The sequence below is a fragment of the Vibrio sp. VP6 genome (assembly GCF_028823755.1).
Taxonomy (GTDB): Bacteria; Pseudomonadota; Gammaproteobacteria; order Enterobacterales; family Vibrionaceae; genus Vibrio; species Vibrio parahaemolyticus.
Map to the genome: position 1 here is coordinate 20859 of NZ_JAPEID010000019.1, position 18148 is coordinate 39006.

Sequence of the window (18148 nt, forward strand, 5' to 3'; positions counted from 1 at the left end):
GACAAAACAATGACAAACCAACAACTACACGAAAGAAGAAGCCAAGTTATCGCTCAAGGCATGGGCGCACTGTACCCACTTTACGTCGAGAAAGCAGAAAACGCTTACGTATGGGATATCGAAGGCAACAAATACATCGACTTTGCAGCGGGCATTGCGGTGACCAATACCGGGCATTCTCACAAACGTATCAGTGATGCGGTAAAAGCTCAGTTGGACAACTTTTCGCACACGTGTGCGATGGTCACGCCGTATGCGTCATTCGTTGAGCTGGCGGAAAAGCTGACAGAACTTGCACCGGGTGAGACTAAGAAGAAAGCGATCTTTCTAACCACTGGCGCCGAGGCGGTCGAAAACGCCGTGAAAGTAGCGCGCGCTCATACTGGTCGTAGCGGCGTGATAGCGTTTAAAGGTGGCTTTCACGGTCGCACAAACATGACGATGGGGTTAACCGGTAAAGTTGCGCCATACAAAGCAGGCTTTGGTCCTTTCCCGAACGAAATCTACCACGCGCCGTACCCAAATGCGTTCCACGGCATTAGCGTTGAGCAAAGCTTACAAGCGATCGACGATCTATTTGCTTGCGATATTGAACCTTCACGCGTTGCGGCGATTATCTTCGAGCCAGTGCAAGGCGAGGGCGGCTTCTACAAAGCACCTGAAGCGTTTGCACAAGGCTTGCGTCAGCTGTGTGATAAGCACGGTATCATGCTGATTGCTGATGAAATCCAAACGGGTTTTGCTCGTACCGGTAAAATGTTTGCCACAGAATACCTAGGCATTGAACCAGACCTAATGACAATGGCGAAAGGCATTGCTGGTGGTTTCCCAATCTCAGCGGTAGTTGGGAAAGCGGATGTGATGAATTCTGCACTACCTGGTGGTTTAGGTGGCACTTATGCGGGCTCGCCACTTGGCTGTGTTGCTGGTCTTGAAGTACTGAAAATCATCGAAGAAGAAGACTTGTGTGCTAAAGCAATGGGCATCGGTGAAGTGGTCAATGCTCGTATGACTAAACTGCAACAGTCAGTGCCTGCTATCGGTGAAATCCGTACTACAGGTGCGATGATGGCGATTGAATTTACTGATCCAGAAACGGGTGAGCCGCTACAAGAGATGACCAAAGCGGTGATTTCTAAAGCGCAAGAAAACGGCCTTATCCTGCTTTCTTGTGGAGTAAAAGCGAACGTGATTCGTCTGTTACCTCCACTGACCATTGAATCTGAAGTGCTTAGTGAAGGCTTAGATAAGTTGGAAAAAGTGATTCTTGAAGTGGCGTAATTCACGCGCTTTTAAATAGCAATCACAAGTAAAGGAAACGATTGGCACCAATCGTTTCCTTTTTGTTTTTGGAAAATCGTCCTTCGCTTAACTAAATATCCTGTTTAAGTTGTAAGCGGAATCGATAAAAAAGTGTGTATCGACTCGAAAAACGTTTGCGATTCCAAGAATATCGGGTGAATTGGCAACTCGAAAAAATTACATTTGAATCAATGGTCTATGCAGTACCAATAGTAACTTACCACTCACCATTAAGGACTCAAATGAAACGTTCACTACTTGGATTAACCATGATTGCCTCTTTCAGCTGTTTGGCTGAGGGCGCTTTGGATCTCACCACGCTTTCAAACAATAATACCGACAACCTTGTATGGGTTGGACATTTGAGCCCAGACACCGATAGTGCCGTTTCCGTTATCCTAGCGTCACACATCTACGGCGGAGAAGCAGCGCTAACTGGCGAAGCGAACCCAGAAAGTAAGTTTGTGTTTGAATTTTGTGGCATGGACGCGCCAAAAGTGAAGGCGGATTTCTCTTCTCACCACATTGGTTTGGTGGATTTCAACCAATCGACTCAACTTGCAAAATCGGTTGATCCAACTTCCATCGTGGCAATCATCGACCACCACGCGATGGGCAGTTCGCCAATCAGCATGCCGCAAATCGTCACGATGGACATTCGTGCTTGGGGTTCAGCGGCAACAATTCTTACGGCAAATGCCGAGAAGTTAAACGTTAAACTGCCTAAGAATATTGCGTGTGCAGGTTTAGGGGCTATTTTGTCGGACACGGTTGTGTTCCAATCTTCGACTACCACCGAATATGACAAACAGTACGCGCAAAAGCTGGCGGACATTGCAGGCATCAAAGACATCAAAGGTTTTGGTGAACAAATGTTGTTGGCTAAATCGGATCTGAGCCATTTCTCAGCAGAGACGATTTTGACGATGGACTACAAAAACTTTGAATTCGCAGGTAAAAAGGTAGGCATCGGCGTAGCAGAAACGCTCAACGCGCAGCAGTTGATTGACCGCAAACAGGACTTCAACGAAGCTATTCAAGCGTATAAGAAAGCTCAGAATCTTGATTACTTGTTCTTCTCGATCACAGATACCAAGCACAAACGTGCAAACATGCTTTGGGCGGATGACGCAGATAAGAAAGTGCTATCAAAAGCTTTTGATGTGAAAATCGACAATGACATGTTGGTATTGGATGGCGTGACGTCTCGCAAGCGTCAAATTGGTCCTGCAATTCAACAAGCGATTGAATCACTCTAGTGACTAAGCCACACTGAAAATAATCAAAAAACCACCGTTAAAGGTGGTTTTTTCGTTTTTGGCAAGACAGAGTTGGAAATTTAGATTCCACGCAAAAGAGCAGAAGAAAACAGTCTCCCGCTTGCGATAAGCCATTGCGTATATAATAAAGGTCAATTGCTATCATTATTAGCTCATAATCTCATGCGAGAGAGTTGTAAAAGCCAATGTGCAGCAGTAGTCTCAGCAAATAATTGCCGCTCAATCACTTATTCTTTGCGATTGAGAGTCCATCCCCACTTTTCCACTTATTAAAGTGAGATAGTGAACCTGCTTACTGAAAATTGTTCGTGGCAGAACATTAGGAGGAGTTTTGGCTAATAAGACAATAAGAAATGCCATCTTAATAGGGCTAGTCCCCATCATTATTTTTGCTGTCGCTTTTAATGCCTTGTCAAATTTATATGTTGGGTATATCAAAGAGGCGAAAATCAAAACGTTGGTTGAATACTTAAATCACAGATCCACGTTTTTAGAGAGTGCCATTACCAAACAGATCGCCCAGCTCGACTTCAACTGTCAATCTGATGATATGAAAGTGCTGCGTGACCCTCGTTACTACAACCGCTACATTCGGTTTATTGGCATGACCACGGAAGATGGCGACTCGTGCTCAAGCGTAGGGATGCCTGTCTCCAAAGTTACGTCATCCGAACGGGTTCAATTAGATACCAACTTCTATATTTCCTTGATTTTGCCGGAATACAAAGACCAAGCAGAATGGATGGTAATTTATGACAATCAGCACGTTGAGGTGTTTTGGGTTCTCGATAACAGTTGGATAAAACAGCTTATTGCTGAGCCGTGTGAAGAGTGCTTATTCGTAAAATTTGAATATCACGAACCTATGTTTGGTGACCTTTCAATCAGTCGCGGCATGCCAAACATTATTGATGAAGACAATGCGCTATCGAGCGAGTTTTTCTTCTCTGATGAATCTCAGGCCAACATGCTCATCAAGATTTACAGTGGTGAAGCCTTGGCCGCATACGCGAATCAGCGTCTTTTCGTGTGGGGTGTGCCTGCTACTTTGATTCTTGGGATTGTGTTTGCGCTGTTTTATATCTCAAGTAAAAGCCTAAGAAAGTCTATCAAAGGGCTGATTCAAAACGGCATCAATAACGGCGAATTTATCCCTTATTACCAAGCTATTGTGGATAGCAGAGATGGCCAAACTGTAGGTTATGAAGCGTTGGTTCGTTGGTCAAGACGCGATGGTTTGGTGCCACCTAATATGTTTATTGGCGCCGCAGAAGAGAGCGGATTGATTGTTCCGATGACGAACCAGATGATTCGCAAAATCATCCAAGATCTTGAGTCACTGCCTGAGTCGATTTGGGTGAGTGTCAATATTGTCTCTTCTCATTTAGAAACCGGTTCGTTAACCAAACTGTTGGCAGATTTGAATTGGCCGTGTGCAAACCGAATTCATTTTGAGCTAACAGAAAGAATTCCGGTTAAAGACGTAGAAGCCGCGAAAAAAGAGATTCTCTACCTCACCAACAAAGGTTACAAGTTCAAAATTGATGACTTTGGAACTGGGTATGGTGGCTTTTCTTATTTGCAGGACTTGGGTATTCGCTGCTTGAAAGTGGACAAAATGTTCGTTGATCCAATTGGCTCAGACGACCAAAAACTCAAAGTGTTGGATTCTATTGTGTCTGCGGCGATGAAAGCGGAATGTGAAATGATTGCTGAAGGTGTAGAAAACAGAAAACAGATTGAGTATTTGGCTACGCACAATATCTATTTGATTCAAGGCTATGTGTACGCAAAACCAGAGCCAATCGAGAATATTGCTGAACCAAATCCGGAGGCGTAACTTCTGTTCGTTGATTTTAAAGGTGTCCAATGTGGCACCTTTTTTCTTGCCTATTGTTTACCAGAAAATAGGGAAGTCATTAAAAGTGACTCCCAACTTTAAATCGAAAACTTGAGCTGATTTTTATATCACGATGAGACGATTTTGATATTTGGCATATTGTCGAATTGAGCACTTCCCATTACATTTTTTTGCCATCTCATAGATGGTCGTCGAAGTAAATAAACAGAATGTGATTTCTAAATTTATGTATTGTGAGAATCACGATGAGTGAACATGAGTTCGTGTGCTCGTTTGACGAGCAATTAGCGATGGCCAAAAGTGAATTAATTTCAGCAATTACCCGTTATCGAGAAAACATCTTGATGAGAGATACTAAAAACAGATCTGAGTTGGAGGTTGAATTAGAGAAAAAGTTTCATACATACGAAGCGCTAACCAGTCAGCGGTATTGCTGAGTTGTTTGTATTCATAATTTGAATTTTTAATGTCGTCTAATAATAAAAATTTGAATGTTTGACTCTATGATAAGCAAAAATACTTTTAATAAGATCGCAATGCTATTACTCCTCACGAGTTTGTTTGGTTGTAATAGCGACAGTGGAAGCAGCACTAGCCAACCACCAATGAGCTTGCCAGAAGAAGTATTACCTGACGAGCCAGAAATTGAAGCACCAATACCGGAACTGCCAGTGCCTGAGTTTCCTGATGTTTCCAAACCGGAAGCTCCTGAAACGCCAGAGGTGACGCCGCCGGAGCCTTCTGATCCCGTTATTCCAGAGCCGCCAATACCAGACAAAGTGGTGTCTCGTATTGCACTAAACCAAAGCCGTGTGTCGCTTGCAGAGGGTGAGCTGGCGCAGGTGAAAGTCATCGGCTTTTATAACGATGGCACTCAAGACGACCTTACATCACAAGTTGTTTGGAACGTTGAAAATGCTGACATTGTTAACATCGACGAACGCGGTGTGATTACAGCGCTTAAAACAGGTGTTTCGGTCATTCGCGCAGACCTAGATGAGTTCAGTAGCGAAATGACCGTACAGGTTGTGGACGCGAAGTTGACCAACATTTACTTCGCTCTGCCACATAAGGCGATTGCCAAAGGGCTAAGCTTTCAAGCGAAAGCTTACGGTGAATATACTGACAAACAAACCCGTGATATTAGCCATCTCGTAGAGTGGGATTCCACAGATTGTAGCGTTGTCATGCCAGGCACAAACGGCATTTTCACCGCACAAGATGAGGGTGACGCGGATATCTATGCCGAGCTTGATGGCTTAACCAGTACGCATGGTTCTATTACTGTCACGCCTGCGGTATTAGTGAGTATGGACATTTCGTCAACCGCACTGGAAATGCCGTTGGGCACACATAAGCCTTTGGTGGTCATGGGAACGTTGAGCGATGGTGAACAAGTCGACCTCACCCGAGGTATCACTTGGCACGTCGATAACGATGTGGTTGAGATTGTCGACAACGTTGTGAAAGCCAAACATAAAGGAACAGCGTTGGTGACGGCTGCGTCAGATGGTGTGCAAAGCGAGCCAATACAAGTGCAGGTGACCGATGCAATCCTAACAAATATTGAAGTGACAACGAATGCGTCGAGCGTGGCAAAAGGCAACTCGACCCAGCTGTCTGCACAAGGAGTCTATAGCGATGAAAGCCGCGTTGAGTTGACCGAACAGGTTGCTTGGTGGGTTGATAATCAAGATGTCCTACAACTAGAAGGCGATCGCGTTAAAGGTCTTGCGGTAGGGCAGGCAATGGTTTACGCCACCAAAGATGCGATCACCAGTGCACCATTGCAAATTCAAGTAACGAATGCGGTGTTAGAAAAAATCCATGTTCATCCTAGTGAAATCACTCTAGAGAAAAAGAACGTCCAGCGATTTTATGCCTACGGTGAATATAGCGATGAAACCACTCAGGATGTAACGCATCGAGTGACATGGCGAAGCAGTAATAAAGCGGTTTTAGATTTGATTGCTGGTGGGCTCTCAAATAGTGCTCAGCTTGGTTCGGTCACCATTTCAGCTTCCTTTGGGGAGTTAAAAGGCACCTCTGAGGTCAAGGTTGTTGAGGCGGAAGAAAAAGAGTCTGCCATCTCTATTTGCCCACAGCCTCGTTCAGGAGAAGGAAGCGCGGAAGCGTGTTTGATGGTAGCGAGTGATGAAGATGGTCGCCTATTTACCGCACCACCATCAGTGAAGCTCATGAACAAACTAGGCTATGAGCTTGTTAAACCTTTGAGCTACGACGCGACAAAACCAAAAACTTACGTTGGCATCAAAACGGAAGACGGTACACGCGGCCCTGAGGGTGACTTTGCGATGTTCAACCAATACGGACGTGATCGCGCAGGCTTAACCAGCCAATACGCAAACTGGTGTCATGATTTGTCTGTAAGAAACTTTGCTGGCCGTGACAACTGGCGTCGTGCCACTCGCAATGAGTTGTTTAGCTTGTATCGTGCATCACGAGGCAGTGTTTGGGACGGGACTGAAAGCATCTATGAAGAAGACAAAGATGGCGGAGGTTTTGGTTGGCCAGCGAACTCGGAATATTGGTCTACCTCGCTAATGGATTTACCGCATCATGAGGGCGTCGTGTATGACATCATTAACCTGCATCGAGGTCGAGCGCAGTTGGTGATGGATGCTCGAGACCCGGCTTATGCTTCCTGCGTGTCTGACGCGCCTGGCGTTCCTCTTAAGTAAATGAATAGGCTCCTTCGGGAGCTTATTTTTTATCTCATCAGCATCGCTTGACTTCACTTATTAGCCGCGTAGCATCGATGTACGTCAATATTATGTGCAAAGGAAGGCCATATGACCGTCAAGGTATTTTGGAAAAACCCTTACCAAACAGAACTCACCTCCACGGTAACTCGAATTTCGGACAAAGAAGTCGAGTTATCCCACACTATTTTTTATGCTGAATCCGGCGGACAAGAGAGCGATGCAGGTACGATCGACGGGATTCCTGTCGTCGGTGCAATTAAGTCTGGCTCACGCATTGTTTACACTCTAGAACGTCAACCCACGTTTCGAGTTGGCGACCAAGTGATCACTCAAATTGACTGGCAAAGGCGTTATGCGTTGATGAAGCTCCACTTTGCGGCGGAAGTTATACTTGAACTGTTCACGCAAAAATTTGCAAACATTCAGAAGGTTGGCGCACATATCTCCGCAGATAAAAGCCGAATTGATTTTGAATGGCCTGAAAGCATCACGCCACTGCTGGCGGAGTTTCAACAACGAGCTCAGGCAGTTATCGATTCGGACGCTGAGATTGAGAGCGCATTCTCTGACGAAGGCCAAGAAAGGCGCTATTGGAAAGTGGAAGGCTTCGCTCAAGTGCCTTGTGGTGGTACACACCTTAAGCGCACCTCTGAAGTCGGCCGCATTGCCTTAAAACGTAAAAACGTTGGTAAAGGAAAAGAAAGAGTCGAAATTACTTTGGTTAGCTAACCGATTTCAGCGTTCAGTATTTCTGAACGCTGATTAAAAAAATTCAAATTGACTCTCTGACCGCGAGAACTAACATTCACGCACTTTGTTCATATCGTTTCAAGATAGCGTTGACACTCATTTTGGAAATGTAAATGAAGGCTTTGATTGAGGTTCTTGACGGGCAGGTGCAACACTGTCCGATAAATCAAAAGTTTGATATTAGCTCGACGGATTTTTACATTGTCTTAAACCATAACTGTGCTTTGGAGTTATGTGATTCTAAAGGCATTAAACAGCTTATCGACCCACCTTGTTTGGTCGCTATTGGCGCGGATTTCAAAGGGCAAATCGCCATCAATTCGTTCGTAGAAAATGCCAATATTTCGGGTTTCAGACTGGCTGCGTGTTTCATTGAAAAACTCAATCAACAGTTGAACTTCCGCGAGCTTTGCGATGGCGTGTTCTCGGGGAATGTGGTGGTGAGTTTCACTTTACGTCCGGGAATCGTGGATATTTACTCAGCATTAAAAGCAATGGTGAAAAAGGGCTGTGGTAACCGTTCAAATGATGAATTGCTCGATATCAACAGCATGCTTTTGTATTTGTTGATGCACTTTGAGCAGAGCGCCAGTCAGGCAGAAACTCGTTCATATTCTTCGTTGTCTTCACGTATTCGCGCACTGATTTCTAAAGATCTAACGAAGCCGTGGACGCTCAAAGAAATTGCGAAACTGGTTTACATGAGTGAGTCGACGGTAAAAAGAAAGTTGAACAAGGAAGGGACGACGTTTACTGATGTGCTGCAGGCTGCACGATTAGATACAGCACAAAAAATGGTGTGCAACAGCGACGCGAGTGTCAGTGCAATAGCTGAGCTATGTGGTTTTAAGCATGCCTCTTATTTTGGTGCCTGTTTCAGAAAAGAATACGGTGCCACACCGCTTGCTTATCGAAAACAAGCCCAGCTCAGAGCGAGTTGATCGTATTGAATAACAAAACGCCCGATACAAAATCGGGCGTTCTCTGAATATGATGGGGATGATTACTTAAACCGTTATTACTTCTTTTCTTGCGCGCAACGACGTTAAAATTTGAGGCAGTAAAGACATCACAATCATGCCCACCATCAAGCTGTATTGGAGTGGGGTAAAGTTTTCACCCAGCAGCAATAGCCCAGAGACGATCCCTGCAATCGGGTTGGCAATGCCACCAAACGTAAAGTCGACCACAGACATGCGTTGCAACAACCACACATACATGCCGTAACCTAGCGCGGTGTTGAGCACAATTACCCACAGCAGCCCGAGTGTGTTGGTCATATCGATATTCTGTACGGCATGCACATAAGGCTGCGGATTGATGGTAGCTAACACAGCCGCGGCGATAGACAGCAATACACCACCCAAAATCAACTGCCACGTGAGTACCGTCCACCAATGCATTTTTGTGCCGAGTGATTTGGTTACGCTACTGCCAATCACGATGCACATGATGGCCGCCAGCATCGCCCCTAAACCGATAGGGTTGAGCGAGATTGAGCTTGGATCGAACAAGAACCACGCTAACGCAATCAACACTGCGCCGCTAATGCCTTGTATTGCGCTAGGCTGACGTTTGTAAACCGCCCAACCAAACAGCATGGCAAAGACGGGGACAGAAATCATGCCGACACCGGAAATTGCAGAAGGTAGGGTCAACGCCATCACAAAAATGAGGCCAAAGAAGAAGGCGATGTTAATCGTGCCCAATACCAATAACACTTTCCATTCGTGCTTTTGGGGCAGCGAAGGTTTGATTGCCAGTAGCAGTAGTCCGGCTGGAAGTGCCCGCAGTGCTCCCAGCAATACAGGCGGCCAGTCTGGAAGAGTGAACTGCGTAACGGCATAAGTAGTGCCCCAGAAAAATGCGGGGATCATTGCGAGTAATATGTTCATGTAAAATATCTTCACGTTGAGATAATTAATTGTAAAGGTACGCGCTAGATTGCTTTTTGTAAAGTATCTTTATGTTAAAATAAATCGTCAGGCAGAATTCGTATTGGAGAAAGAAAACTCGTGGACGCAATTGATAGAGTAGTAACGCAGTGGGCGAAGGAAAAACCAGATCTTGATACCGAACCAATGGCTATCATGGGTAGGCTAATGCGCATTGCTAAGCATATGGAGTGTCGAGTCGCTGATCTGCACAAACAATATGACCTGAAAATGGGCGAATTTGACGTGTTAGCCACGCTGCGCCGTGCCGGAGCGCCTTACCGTCTCACCCCATCAGAGTTGATTGCGTCGATGATGCTCACGTCCGGAGCGATGACCAACCGCTTAGACAAGCTAGAAAAGAAAGGCTTTATTGCCAGAGAGCACAGTAAAGAAGACCGACGCAGTGTTACTGTTGAGCTAACAACTGAAGGCTTGGCATTGATTGAGTCGTTGATCCAAGAGCATGTGGATGTACAACATAGTTTGATTAGTGGATTGTCGGCGGACGAAAAGTCACAAGTGAATCAGGCGTTAAAGTTACTACTGCCTCAATTTGAATAGCGAATCTCGTTGCTAAGAAAACAAGGAATGAGCATGAATATCAAAGAATTGGAATCGTATTTAGAGACATTTATGTGCGCCGAAAGTGACTTCCCTTTCGGCCCTGACGCACTTGTGTTCAAAGTAAAAGGCAAAATGTTCGCGATAATCGCGGAGCGTGGTGGTCGAGAATACGTCAGTGTTAAAGTGAAACCGGAAGATGGAGAAGTGCTAACGTCCCAGTTTACCGACATCACACCGGGCTACCATCTTAACAAACGCCATTGGGTCACAGTGTATTTCAATGGTGATGCCGAAGATGGTCTCATTCAAGACTTGTGCGAGCGCTCCTACGATTTGGTTGTAGCGAAACTGCCCAAAGCGCAACGTACATTGCTTGGACACTGAAGCCAAATAGCATTTCAGGAAAGCGTTTAGGCAATAACGAAAACCATCAATTGCTCGCTGAAAAACTCGCACCTTTTTTGAGCTCGGACTATATAAAAAGAAGTTGCGTAAAAAGGGAAGTGGTATGCGAGCACTATCTGACTGGTTAGAAGCCTACGGTGAAAACCATCAAAACCCAATCAATCAAAAAATCCACAAAGTTGCCGTACCGGGTATTTATCTTTCTGTGGTTGGGCTTATTTGGTCCATTCCTCAACTTTCAATCTTAGGTTTTCAGCTCAACTGGGTTTGGTTCGCTGTCATTCCGGTTTGGGTCTTTTACTTCCGTTTATCTCTCAGTGTGTTCATGATGATGCTCGGTTACACGTTAGCGTGTATTGGTTTGATTTGGTCGTTGGAGATTCTACAGCTACCCGTCTTACACATTTCTATGCTGTTGTTTGGCGCTTTGTGGATTCTTCAGTTCATTGGGCACAAAATCGAGGGCAAAAAGCCATCCTTTTTTGAGGACCTACAGTTCTTATTAATCGGCCCGATCTGGGTGTTTCGAAAGCACTAAATGCACAAGCTGAGTGTATTGCCACAACACGATTAAGATTTTGAGTGTAGTATTCGGCTCCTTTCGAAGTTTATGTAGTAGAGGCGAGTGGTGAGTGACGCGCATTTCCAAGGGCAGTTTGAAGTTGAGTTAAAGTATCGAGTAAAAAATCATGATGCATTTTTAAACACGCTCAAACAGATTGAGCATGAAGTCATGTTCGAAAACAACCAAGAGTCAGATTGGTTTTACGATACCCCACAACGCACGCTGACTCAGCAGGGGAAGAGTTTAGTGCTCAGAGAAATTCAGCCTGCTGGCATCAAACTGTGGATTGTAAAAGGGCCAGAAGCTGACCGTTGTGAAGCAACAAATATCACTAAGTTAGATTCTGCTCAAAGTATGCTCGAAAACATGGGCTACGAAGTGATTCAACGCAGCAAGAAAATCAGAAGTATCTTCTTTGTCGGCGAGTTCCATATCACCTTAGATTTTCTCGATGGTTTTGGTCACTTTGCGGAGTTCGCTATTATGACCGACGACGAAACTGCTTTGGCTCGCTATCGCGAGCGGTTAGTCGCACTTGCGCTGCAGTTTCATCTGAGTGAAGCGGATAGAGAGCACCGCTCATACAAAGAGATTTTAGCTGCATAGTCGCTATTTCTTTCCTTTCTAAAACGCGGAGCAAATTCTTCCCAAAACACAATGTCATTTTTGTGTTCTTCTCATTGGTTTGACAGGCAACTCCTAGTAAACAGCACTATGATTACCATAGTGCTGATGCACTGAACCCACACTATCATTTAATGAGTGACGCCGTCACTTTGTGGAGGAGTAATGTATAACCGAGAACATAAGTATGTTTATTGGCGAGAGGAGAGAAAGAAAGGAAAATGGCACTACATCATGAAATCGTTTTTTATGATTTGTTGTGCGTTGTTGGTGGGTAAAATTATCGGTTTGTTCATCTTTGGAGAGCTTCACACTTTTCAGGACGTGACGGAGCAGTTTCCGGCAGATTTCTTCATCATGATGTTAGTTGGTTTCCCGATTAGTGTTGTGGGCTGGTATCACGAAGAGTCCAAGTTCTTCCGTGCTCTAAAACGTAAAGATAAGCAGCTAAAGATGAAGCGAGAAAAAGCAAAGCAAAACAATTCATCAGTGAGTTAATTTCATTTTGTGCGATGGCGCAACTTCCTGTTTTTTCGTGCAGTAATCCGCAAGGTTTCCATGATTTTTTGCAAATTTTGTTCGTGCAAGGTCTGCTAGTTTCTACAAGACATACTCCGGTCTGCCACTGTGATTGGTTATTGTAAGACCGAAGGTAATAGAACGTTAAATGAGATGGATACATGGACCGACAATCAATGCTGCATAGTCAGAAGATTTATTTTTGTACTGACGAAGAACTCGCAAAACAGCAAACGCAATGCCTAGAGATTCTCTATGACTATAACCAAACGCGACCTTCAGAGGGCGAAAAACGTGGTGAAATTCTTCAGCGTTTACTTGGGGCTGTGGGCGATAACTGTTATTTAGAGCCACCGCTTCGAGCAAACTGGGGGCGTCACACTTATCTGGGTGACAATGTGTACGCCAACTTCAATCTTACACTTGTCGATGACACCTATATTTATATCGGCAATTCCGTGATGATTGGCCCGAACGTGACGATTGCGACAGCAGGACATCCTATAGAGCCAGGTTTACGTCGTGAAGTGGCTCAGTTCAATATTCCGGTTCACATCGAAGACAATGTTTGGATTGGCGCAAACTCAGTGGTGTTACCGGGTGTGACGATTGGTGAAAACTCGGTTATTGGTGCAGGGAGCGTTGTGACCAAAGATATTCCAAGTAATGTAGTTGCGGTGGGGAACCCTTGTCGTGTGCTACGTGAAATCGACGAGCATGACCGAGAGTTTTACTTCAAGGATCGTAAAGTCGAGGGCAATGTCTATCGAGACCAAAAAGAGGCTTAACGCTGGGCATATGAAGCGATAGATAGAAACAAGAAAAGGCAGATGGACCATCTAATCTGCCTTTGTTCGTATTGAGTAGCTAAAAGACGAAATTCAACATCACCGTGTAGAGGTTGGCATTGGTATCGGCTGGTGGGAGAGAAAACGCGCCGGAGTCGTTGTTGAAGGCTTTAAAGTGTTGCCATTCGGCATTCACTGACACGTTGTAATCCACGTCAAACCTTAACCCTGTAAGGACGCTGTCACCGGTCTTCTTTTCGTTGTCGTCAAACTGCTGGCCATAAACCACGTAAGGGGTGAACTTGTTTAGGTTGTAGCTGGTTGCGGCGTACCACGAGGTCGAGATATCGCTGGTTTGTCCTTCGGCTGTGACGGTTATACGGTCAAACTCATATTTTGCACCCAGTGAAAACAGCTGGATGTGTTGGCCTTCATCTTTCAGCCGTATTGTTCCCGCCGTGCTGCCTTGGCCAGGTATGGGTTGCATGGCGTTAGAAAGTATGGTGGTTTGATCGTACTCGGCATTCAAATACGCAAAGTTCCAACGGTAGTTATCACCGCTTAACGTCAAGTTAAGCCCTGCTGAATAGTTGGTGTCTATACTAATGTCCGTATCTTCACTGATGGTAACGTCGCTGCTGTAACCATAGCCCACAAACGGCATTGCAGTGATCATCACATTCTCATTAAGGTCGTAATTCCATCTAACGGATAGGCCATCATACGCCGTGATCCCGAGAATGCTGTCATACACTTCGTTCGGAGGTCTGGCGGTGGTAAACGCTTGTCCCACATAGTTGTATTCAGAAATAAGGAATACAGGCAAACGCAATCGACCACCACGAATTTCGACGTTGTTATAGGTGTAAGCGAGGTAAGCCCATTCTACTTTGGGTTCACTCCAATGATCTTGCGGTCGCTTGACGACTTGAACAGAAGCACGAAAAGCTTGATAGAAGTAATCAAGTTGGAGGCCGAATGTGGTGTCGCAATCGAAACAGCTGTCATCATCAATAAATCGATTCACGAGCAATGAAGTTTCGTTGTCGGACTGCGCCCAAGCAATGGAGCCAAACCCGCTAAGCGATAAGTTATCGGTCAGTTCTACTGTTGCTAAGCTCGGAAAAGCGACACTGCTAATAAGTACTGCGAGGAGCGATCTCTTCATTTCATTTCTCCGAACTGACGACATAAAGAACATGAGCATCCGACGGCAACGAGTCGACGGGGGCATAGCCAATGCGATTAGGTTGTTCTCGCATCCACGCTAACAAGATTTCAATACTGGGTTGATCAATTACTTTGGGTGGACGCGCCTTGCCTGAAAACGAAAGGCTGGCCCAATGCGCATTCATTTGAGCCAAGTTTTTATTAAGCAGGTAGCGATAGAACTCCGTTCGTTCAACGGACGTCTCTGGCCAATCAGAGAGTTCAATTCGTTGGCCTTGTAATAGTCTGGTTTTGCCTCGGTAGAGCTTCCTCGCTTTATTAATGGTCAACGCGTCAAACTGAGCGTTAAGTGAGAAAATGGCGTAACTTTCTGCGGCAAATGCCTGATGGCTCCAAGGCAACAAAAATATAAGCAGCAAACAAGCGGAGACCAGTAGTCGCAGCGCTCGTTGATTATGAGGGGGGAGAATCATGCTCATGTGTGGCTCGCCTACATTACGTTTTCGATTTGATGCAACAGTTTCTCCTTTCTCACTGGTTTAGGCACATAAGCGTCCATCCCGGAGTCAAAACAGCGTTGAATATCGTCGTCGACCACACTGGCTGTTAGCGCGATGATCGGCGTTTTTTCGAGTCCTAAGTTTGCTTCATAAGCGCGGATCTGTTTCGTTGCTTCGAACCCATCCATCACCGGCATCATGCAGTCCATTAAAATGATGTCGAAGCCACCATCGCGCTGGAACATCTCCACTGCGATCTGGCCATTTTCCGCGACTTCAAACTGATAGCCAGCCTTGCTTAACAGTAAAGAAGCAACTTTTTGATTCACTCGGTTATCTTCCACCAATAAAATCCGTTCACGTCGCATTGGCACCGCACTTAACGTCTCACCAACGCGTTGTTTGAATTCGGGTTCTTCAAAAGCGGGCAAGCTTGACTGGTTGAGCTTTGTCGATGCAGTTACGGGAAGTCGCAACCCAACGGCTTTATCAAGTTTCTCTTTGAGTAAATCCGCTTTAAACGGTTTTGGTACGTAGTCGTCCATGCCGACGTCAAAACACTTTTGAATATCGTCATCAACAACGCTTGCTGTTAACGCGATGATAGGAATGCGGAACGTTCGATTTTCTTTCAGCTCTATTTGTCGGATTTGTTTTGTTGCCTCAAACCCATCCATCACCGGCATCATGCAGTCCATCAAAATCAGACAGTATTGGGATGTTCTGAACATGTCGACCGCTTCCTCACCATTAGCAGCGACATCAAAACTAAAACCTGCTTTGGTGACATGCAACCCTGCAATTTTTTGGTTCACAGTATTGTCGTCTACAACGAGCACTTTGGGTAATTTTTCAAGTCGGGTTGCAGGCTGAACGACGGAAATAGATTGAGTAAATCGTTCAGCACAGCTTTCAAGCGCTTTGAGTAGACGTTGTCCTAGCAAAGGTTGAGTAATGATCGCTGCAACACGGTGACCGAAATCAAGCTGTTGGCTGTGTAGATGTTTGATTAGGCAAACTTGCACATGTTGATGTTCCAAATTTCGCATCAAATCTGTGTTCTTCACTGCGGCATCTGGCGTCGTTTCAACATAAAGAATGATGATGCGTTCTTTGTCGTTAATCCATGTTGGAAGAGCACTAAGATCATGAACAGATTGATGCACTTGAATTTGATAGAAGCTCAACTCATTACGTAGTTTTGTTTCTAGGTCAGTGTCGTCACAGACGAGCCAGATTTGGTTATTCACGGTATGTCTAGCACGAAAATGGGCTTGAGAAATCGGCGCGGTGAGTTGGAAGTAGAAACGGCTTCCGCGGCCTTTTTCAGATTCAAGTTGTATGCTTCCGCCCATGAGTTCGACAAGTTGCGTACTGATGGCAAGGCCTAAACCTGTTCCTCCAAATTGGCGGGTGGTGGAATCGTCCTCCTGAGCGAATGGTGCGAAGATTCGTTTCTGTTGCTGCTCATCGATGCCGATGCCTGAGTCTTGCACGGAAAACTCGATGATGGCTTCCGATTCATTACTTTCAAGCGTGGTAATCGAAAGCTCTACACTGCCTCGTTCCGTAAATTTAACGGCATTGGACATGAAGTTCATGATCACCTGACGCAAGCGGTGATCGTCAATGACGATGTGGTAAGGCGTGTTCGGGCTAATGCTGACGGTTAATTCGATGCCTTTCTCTTTTGCTTTTGGGGACACGATTGAGGCTATGTCATAAATTGATTCTCGCACGCAGGTTGAATGAGGACTTATCAGCAACATACCGGACTCAATTTTGGAAAAATCCAACACGTCGTTAATCAGGCTGAGCAGCAATTGGGAAGACGTCTCTATTGTGTCGACGTAATCTCGCTGTGTAGCCGTCAACGGGGTGTCTGCCAGCACTTCAGAAATACCTATCACACCGTTGAGCGGAGTACGAATCTCGTGCGACATGTTCGCTAGGAAGCTACTTTTCGCTTTGCTGGCTTCAATCGCGTCGTCTTTGGCGCGCTCGGCATCTTCTTTGGCTTTGGTGAGTTTCTGCTTTGCTTGTTCTCTCTCATGACTGAGTTTTTCCACTTCTTGAGCAAACTTGCTTAACTCATCTTTGCCTTTGATGAGCTCAGAAAGTGGTGAGTCTTCGCTGTAATTTTCGCGGCTTAAAAACTCAAGAACAAGATGCAGGTTGTTGGTCACTTTACGCACCAAGCGAATGGTTAAACTGATAACAAGAATCGTCACCAACGACATGATAACAATGAATACCAACCGCTGTTGCGTGGTTGCTTTAATGGTTTGTGCGAGCTTCGTTTGCAGCTCATGTTCCATCGTATCGTCGATGTCATGAAGTAGCGCCAGTCGCGTGTTCAACGCAGCAAGTCCAGCTCCCGTTTTAAGAGGAGATAACGCTTGTAGTTCCTCTTGGTTAAGTAACTGATCACGAAATTCTTGGCTAGTTTGAAATACCTTGTTGCTAAAGGTTTCTATCAGCAATTGGACTTGGTTCTGGTTGGCATTGAGCGCGACGAAGCGCTCTACAAGCAGCTGTTGGTTTTGAATCAGAGACTGAATCTCATCACGAACAGCCTCGTCGTAATGAAGACGCTTATTGGCTGAATAAATGAGATATTCACTCAATCGACGCTCTTCCGTCGACCAAAACATTAACCATTCCAATTGCATTAAGGAGGAAAGATGGCGATCGGTTTCGTAACTGACGTTACTAAAATAGACCTTGTCGAGATTAAGTAGGATTTGCTCAAAAGTATCTGCTCGCCATTCTGCAATATCCAGTTTTTCTTCGATATCGATTGCTGTGAACATCGAGAGGCTGGCTTCTTCAAAACTCGCAAGTAGAGGCAAAACCTCTGAATTGTCGCCAAAAACGCGGGGGGTCGTTTCTTTTAGTTCTTGAATGAGCTGCGCTGTTTTGTCAGCTTTATTCGGGATGGATGGGTTATTGGGTAAATTAAACAGGTAAGAGACTTTGTCGATGTAAACAGAGAATAATTGAGCTTTTTGTAAATCTTGAGCTTGAGTCGAAAGATTATGAACGTGTTGTCCCGCCAGAAAAAACAACAAAATGATTGGCAGTAAGACAAGGCCAAACAGTTTGTGTTTAACTGACAGGTTATTCCACGAAAAAATTCCGACCACAGCGCATTTCC

At 45.2% G+C, this 18148-nt stretch carries 16 protein-coding genes; 12 read left to right on the forward strand and 4 right to left on the reverse strand.

Annotation, left to right across the window (positions count from 1 at the left end; translation table 11 throughout):
* Positions 1 to 9 precede the first annotated feature (9 nt).
* From gabT to OU793_RS13490, 6 genes are all read left to right on the forward strand, one after another.
* Positions 10 to 1281: a 4-aminobutyrate--2-oxoglutarate transaminase gene (gene gabT, locus OU793_RS13465; protein ID WP_140103286.1), complete on the forward strand. Its 1272-nt coding sequence runs from the start codon at positions 10 to 12 to the stop codon at positions 1279 to 1281.
* A 263-nt stretch (positions 1282 to 1544) separates the two neighbouring features.
* Positions 1545 to 2561: a manganese-dependent inorganic pyrophosphatase gene (locus OU793_RS13470; RefSeq protein WP_005477846.1), complete on the forward strand. Its 1017-nt coding sequence runs from the start codon at positions 1545 to 1547 to the stop codon at positions 2559 to 2561.
* A gap of 352 nt (positions 2562 to 2913) precedes the next feature.
* Positions 2914 to 4422 (forward strand): EAL domain-containing protein, encoded by a 1509-nt coding sequence (locus tag OU793_RS13475; protein ID WP_021453483.1) that lies wholly within the window; start codon positions 2914 to 2916, stop codon positions 4420 to 4422.
* Positions 4423 to 4979: 557 nt separating this feature from the next.
* The gene (locus OU793_RS13480) at positions 4980 to 7145 is read left to right on the forward strand and encodes an Ig-like domain-containing protein (protein WP_236578038.1); all 2166 of its coding nucleotides are present in this window, start codon (positions 4980 to 4982) and stop codon (positions 7143 to 7145) included.
* A 111-nt stretch (positions 7146 to 7256) separates the two neighbouring features.
* Complete coding sequence (locus OU793_RS13485; RefSeq protein ID WP_020838923.1) at positions 7257 to 7898, forward strand: alanyl-tRNA editing protein; 642 nt, start codon at positions 7257 to 7259, stop codon at positions 7896 to 7898.
* A gap of 134 nt (positions 7899 to 8032) precedes the next feature.
* On the forward strand, positions 8033 to 8860 hold the full coding sequence (locus tag OU793_RS13490; protein WP_140103283.1) for an AraC family transcriptional regulator: 828 nt from the start codon (positions 8033 to 8035) through the stop codon (positions 8858 to 8860).
* 66 nt (positions 8861 to 8926) lie between these two features.
* On the opposite strand, the gene OU793_RS13495 is transcribed toward OU793_RS13490, so the two are convergent.
* Positions 8927 to 9814 (reverse strand): DMT family transporter, encoded by an 888-nt coding sequence (locus tag OU793_RS13495; protein WP_069536635.1) that lies wholly within the window; start codon positions 9812 to 9814, stop codon positions 8927 to 8929.
* Between the two features lie 120 nt (positions 9815 to 9934).
* Here OU793_RS13495 and OU793_RS13500 point away from each other — a divergent pair, with 120 nt between their 5' ends.
* The 6 genes from OU793_RS13500 to OU793_RS13525 all read left to right on the forward strand — a co-directional run bounded on the left by OU793_RS13500 (position 9935) and on the right by OU793_RS13525 (position 13321).
* The gene (locus OU793_RS13500) at positions 9935 to 10417 is read left to right on the forward strand and encodes a MarR family winged helix-turn-helix transcriptional regulator (protein ID WP_005464470.1); all 483 of its coding nucleotides are present in this window, start codon (positions 9935 to 9937) and stop codon (positions 10415 to 10417) included.
* Between the two features lie 33 nt (positions 10418 to 10450).
* Positions 10451 to 10804 carry an MmcQ/YjbR family DNA-binding protein gene (locus OU793_RS13505; protein ID WP_025534820.1) on the forward strand — a complete coding sequence of 118 codons (354 nt, stop codon included), beginning with the start codon at positions 10451 to 10453 and terminating at the stop codon, positions 10802 to 10804.
* 124 nt (positions 10805 to 10928) lie between these two features.
* Positions 10929 to 11363: a DUF962 domain-containing protein gene (locus tag OU793_RS13510; protein ID WP_180775060.1), complete on the forward strand. Its 435-nt coding sequence runs from the start codon at positions 10929 to 10931 to the stop codon at positions 11361 to 11363.
* An 87-nt stretch (positions 11364 to 11450) separates the two neighbouring features.
* Positions 11451 to 11996 carry a class IV adenylate cyclase gene (gene cyaB, locus OU793_RS13515; protein ID WP_025795082.1) on the forward strand — a complete coding sequence of 182 codons (546 nt, stop codon included), beginning with the start codon at positions 11451 to 11453 and terminating at the stop codon, positions 11994 to 11996.
* 183 nt (positions 11997 to 12179) lie between these two features.
* A complete protein-coding gene (locus tag OU793_RS13520; RefSeq protein ID WP_005464576.1) occupies positions 12180 to 12512 on the forward strand; it encodes a hypothetical protein in 333 nt (110 codons plus the stop codon).
* 182 nt (positions 12513 to 12694) lie between these two features.
* Complete coding sequence (locus tag OU793_RS13525) at positions 12695 to 13321, forward strand: sugar O-acetyltransferase (protein ID WP_140103281.1); 627 nt, start codon at positions 12695 to 12697, stop codon at positions 13319 to 13321.
* Between the two features lie 79 nt (positions 13322 to 13400).
* Here the strand turns inward: OU793_RS13525 and OU793_RS13530 are convergent, their stop codons facing one another.
* From OU793_RS13530 to OU793_RS13540, 3 genes are read right to left on the reverse strand one after another with little or no spacing between them, the layout of a single operon-like run.
* The gene (locus OU793_RS13530; protein ID WP_021453354.1) at positions 13401 to 14489 is read right to left on the reverse strand and encodes an outer membrane beta-barrel domain protein; all 1089 of its coding nucleotides are present in this window, start codon (positions 14487 to 14489) and stop codon (positions 13401 to 13403) included.
* Position 14490: 1 nt separating this feature from the next.
* Positions 14491 to 14964: a hypothetical protein gene (locus OU793_RS13535; protein ID WP_021454613.1), complete on the reverse strand. Its 474-nt coding sequence runs from the start codon at positions 14962 to 14964 to the stop codon at positions 14491 to 14493.
* 17 nt (positions 14965 to 14981) lie between these two features.
* Positions 14982 to 18137, reverse strand: a complete 3156-nt coding sequence (locus OU793_RS13540) for a response regulator (RefSeq protein ID WP_140103280.1) — start codon at positions 18135 to 18137, stop codon at positions 14982 to 14984.
* Positions 18138 to 18148: the final 11 nt, after the last annotated feature.

What these genes read in the sequence shown, in the direction of transcription:
- gabT (WP_140103286.1), top strand. Translation starts at nt 10, where the DNA reads ATGACAAACCAACAACTACACGAAAGAAGAAGCCAAGTTATCGCTCAA.
- OU793_RS13470 (WP_005477846.1), top strand. Translation starts at nt 1,545, where the DNA reads ATGAAACGTTCACTACTTGGATTAACCATGATTGCCTCTTTCAGCTGT.
- OU793_RS13480 (WP_236578038.1), top strand. Translation starts at nt 4,980, where the DNA reads ATGCTATTACTCCTCACGAGTTTGTTTGGTTGTAATAGCGACAGTGGA.
- OU793_RS13485 (WP_020838923.1), top strand. Translation starts at nt 7,257, where the DNA reads ATGACCGTCAAGGTATTTTGGAAAAACCCTTACCAAACAGAACTCACC.
- OU793_RS13490 (WP_140103283.1), top strand. Translation starts at nt 8,033, where the DNA reads ATGAAGGCTTTGATTGAGGTTCTTGACGGGCAGGTGCAACACTGTCCG.
- OU793_RS13495 (WP_069536635.1), bottom strand. Translation starts at nt 9,814, where the DNA reads ATGAACATATTACTCGCAATGATCCCCGCATTTTTCTGGGGCACTACT.
- OU793_RS13505 (WP_025534820.1), top strand. Translation starts at nt 10,451, where the DNA reads ATGAATATCAAAGAATTGGAATCGTATTTAGAGACATTTATGTGCGCC.
- OU793_RS13510 (WP_180775060.1), top strand. Translation starts at nt 10,929, where the DNA reads ATGCGAGCACTATCTGACTGGTTAGAAGCCTACGGTGAAAACCATCAA.
- OU793_RS13520 (WP_005464576.1), top strand. Translation starts at nt 12,180, where the DNA reads ATGTATAACCGAGAACATAAGTATGTTTATTGGCGAGAGGAGAGAAAG.
- OU793_RS13525 (WP_140103281.1), top strand. Translation starts at nt 12,695, where the DNA reads ATGGACCGACAATCAATGCTGCATAGTCAGAAGATTTATTTTTGTACT.
- OU793_RS13530 (WP_021453354.1), bottom strand. Translation starts at nt 14,489, where the DNA reads ATGAAGAGATCGCTCCTCGCAGTACTTATTAGCAGTGTCGCTTTTCCG.
- OU793_RS13535 (WP_021454613.1), bottom strand. Translation starts at nt 14,964, where the DNA reads ATGATTCTCCCCCCTCATAATCAACGAGCGCTGCGACTACTGGTCTCC.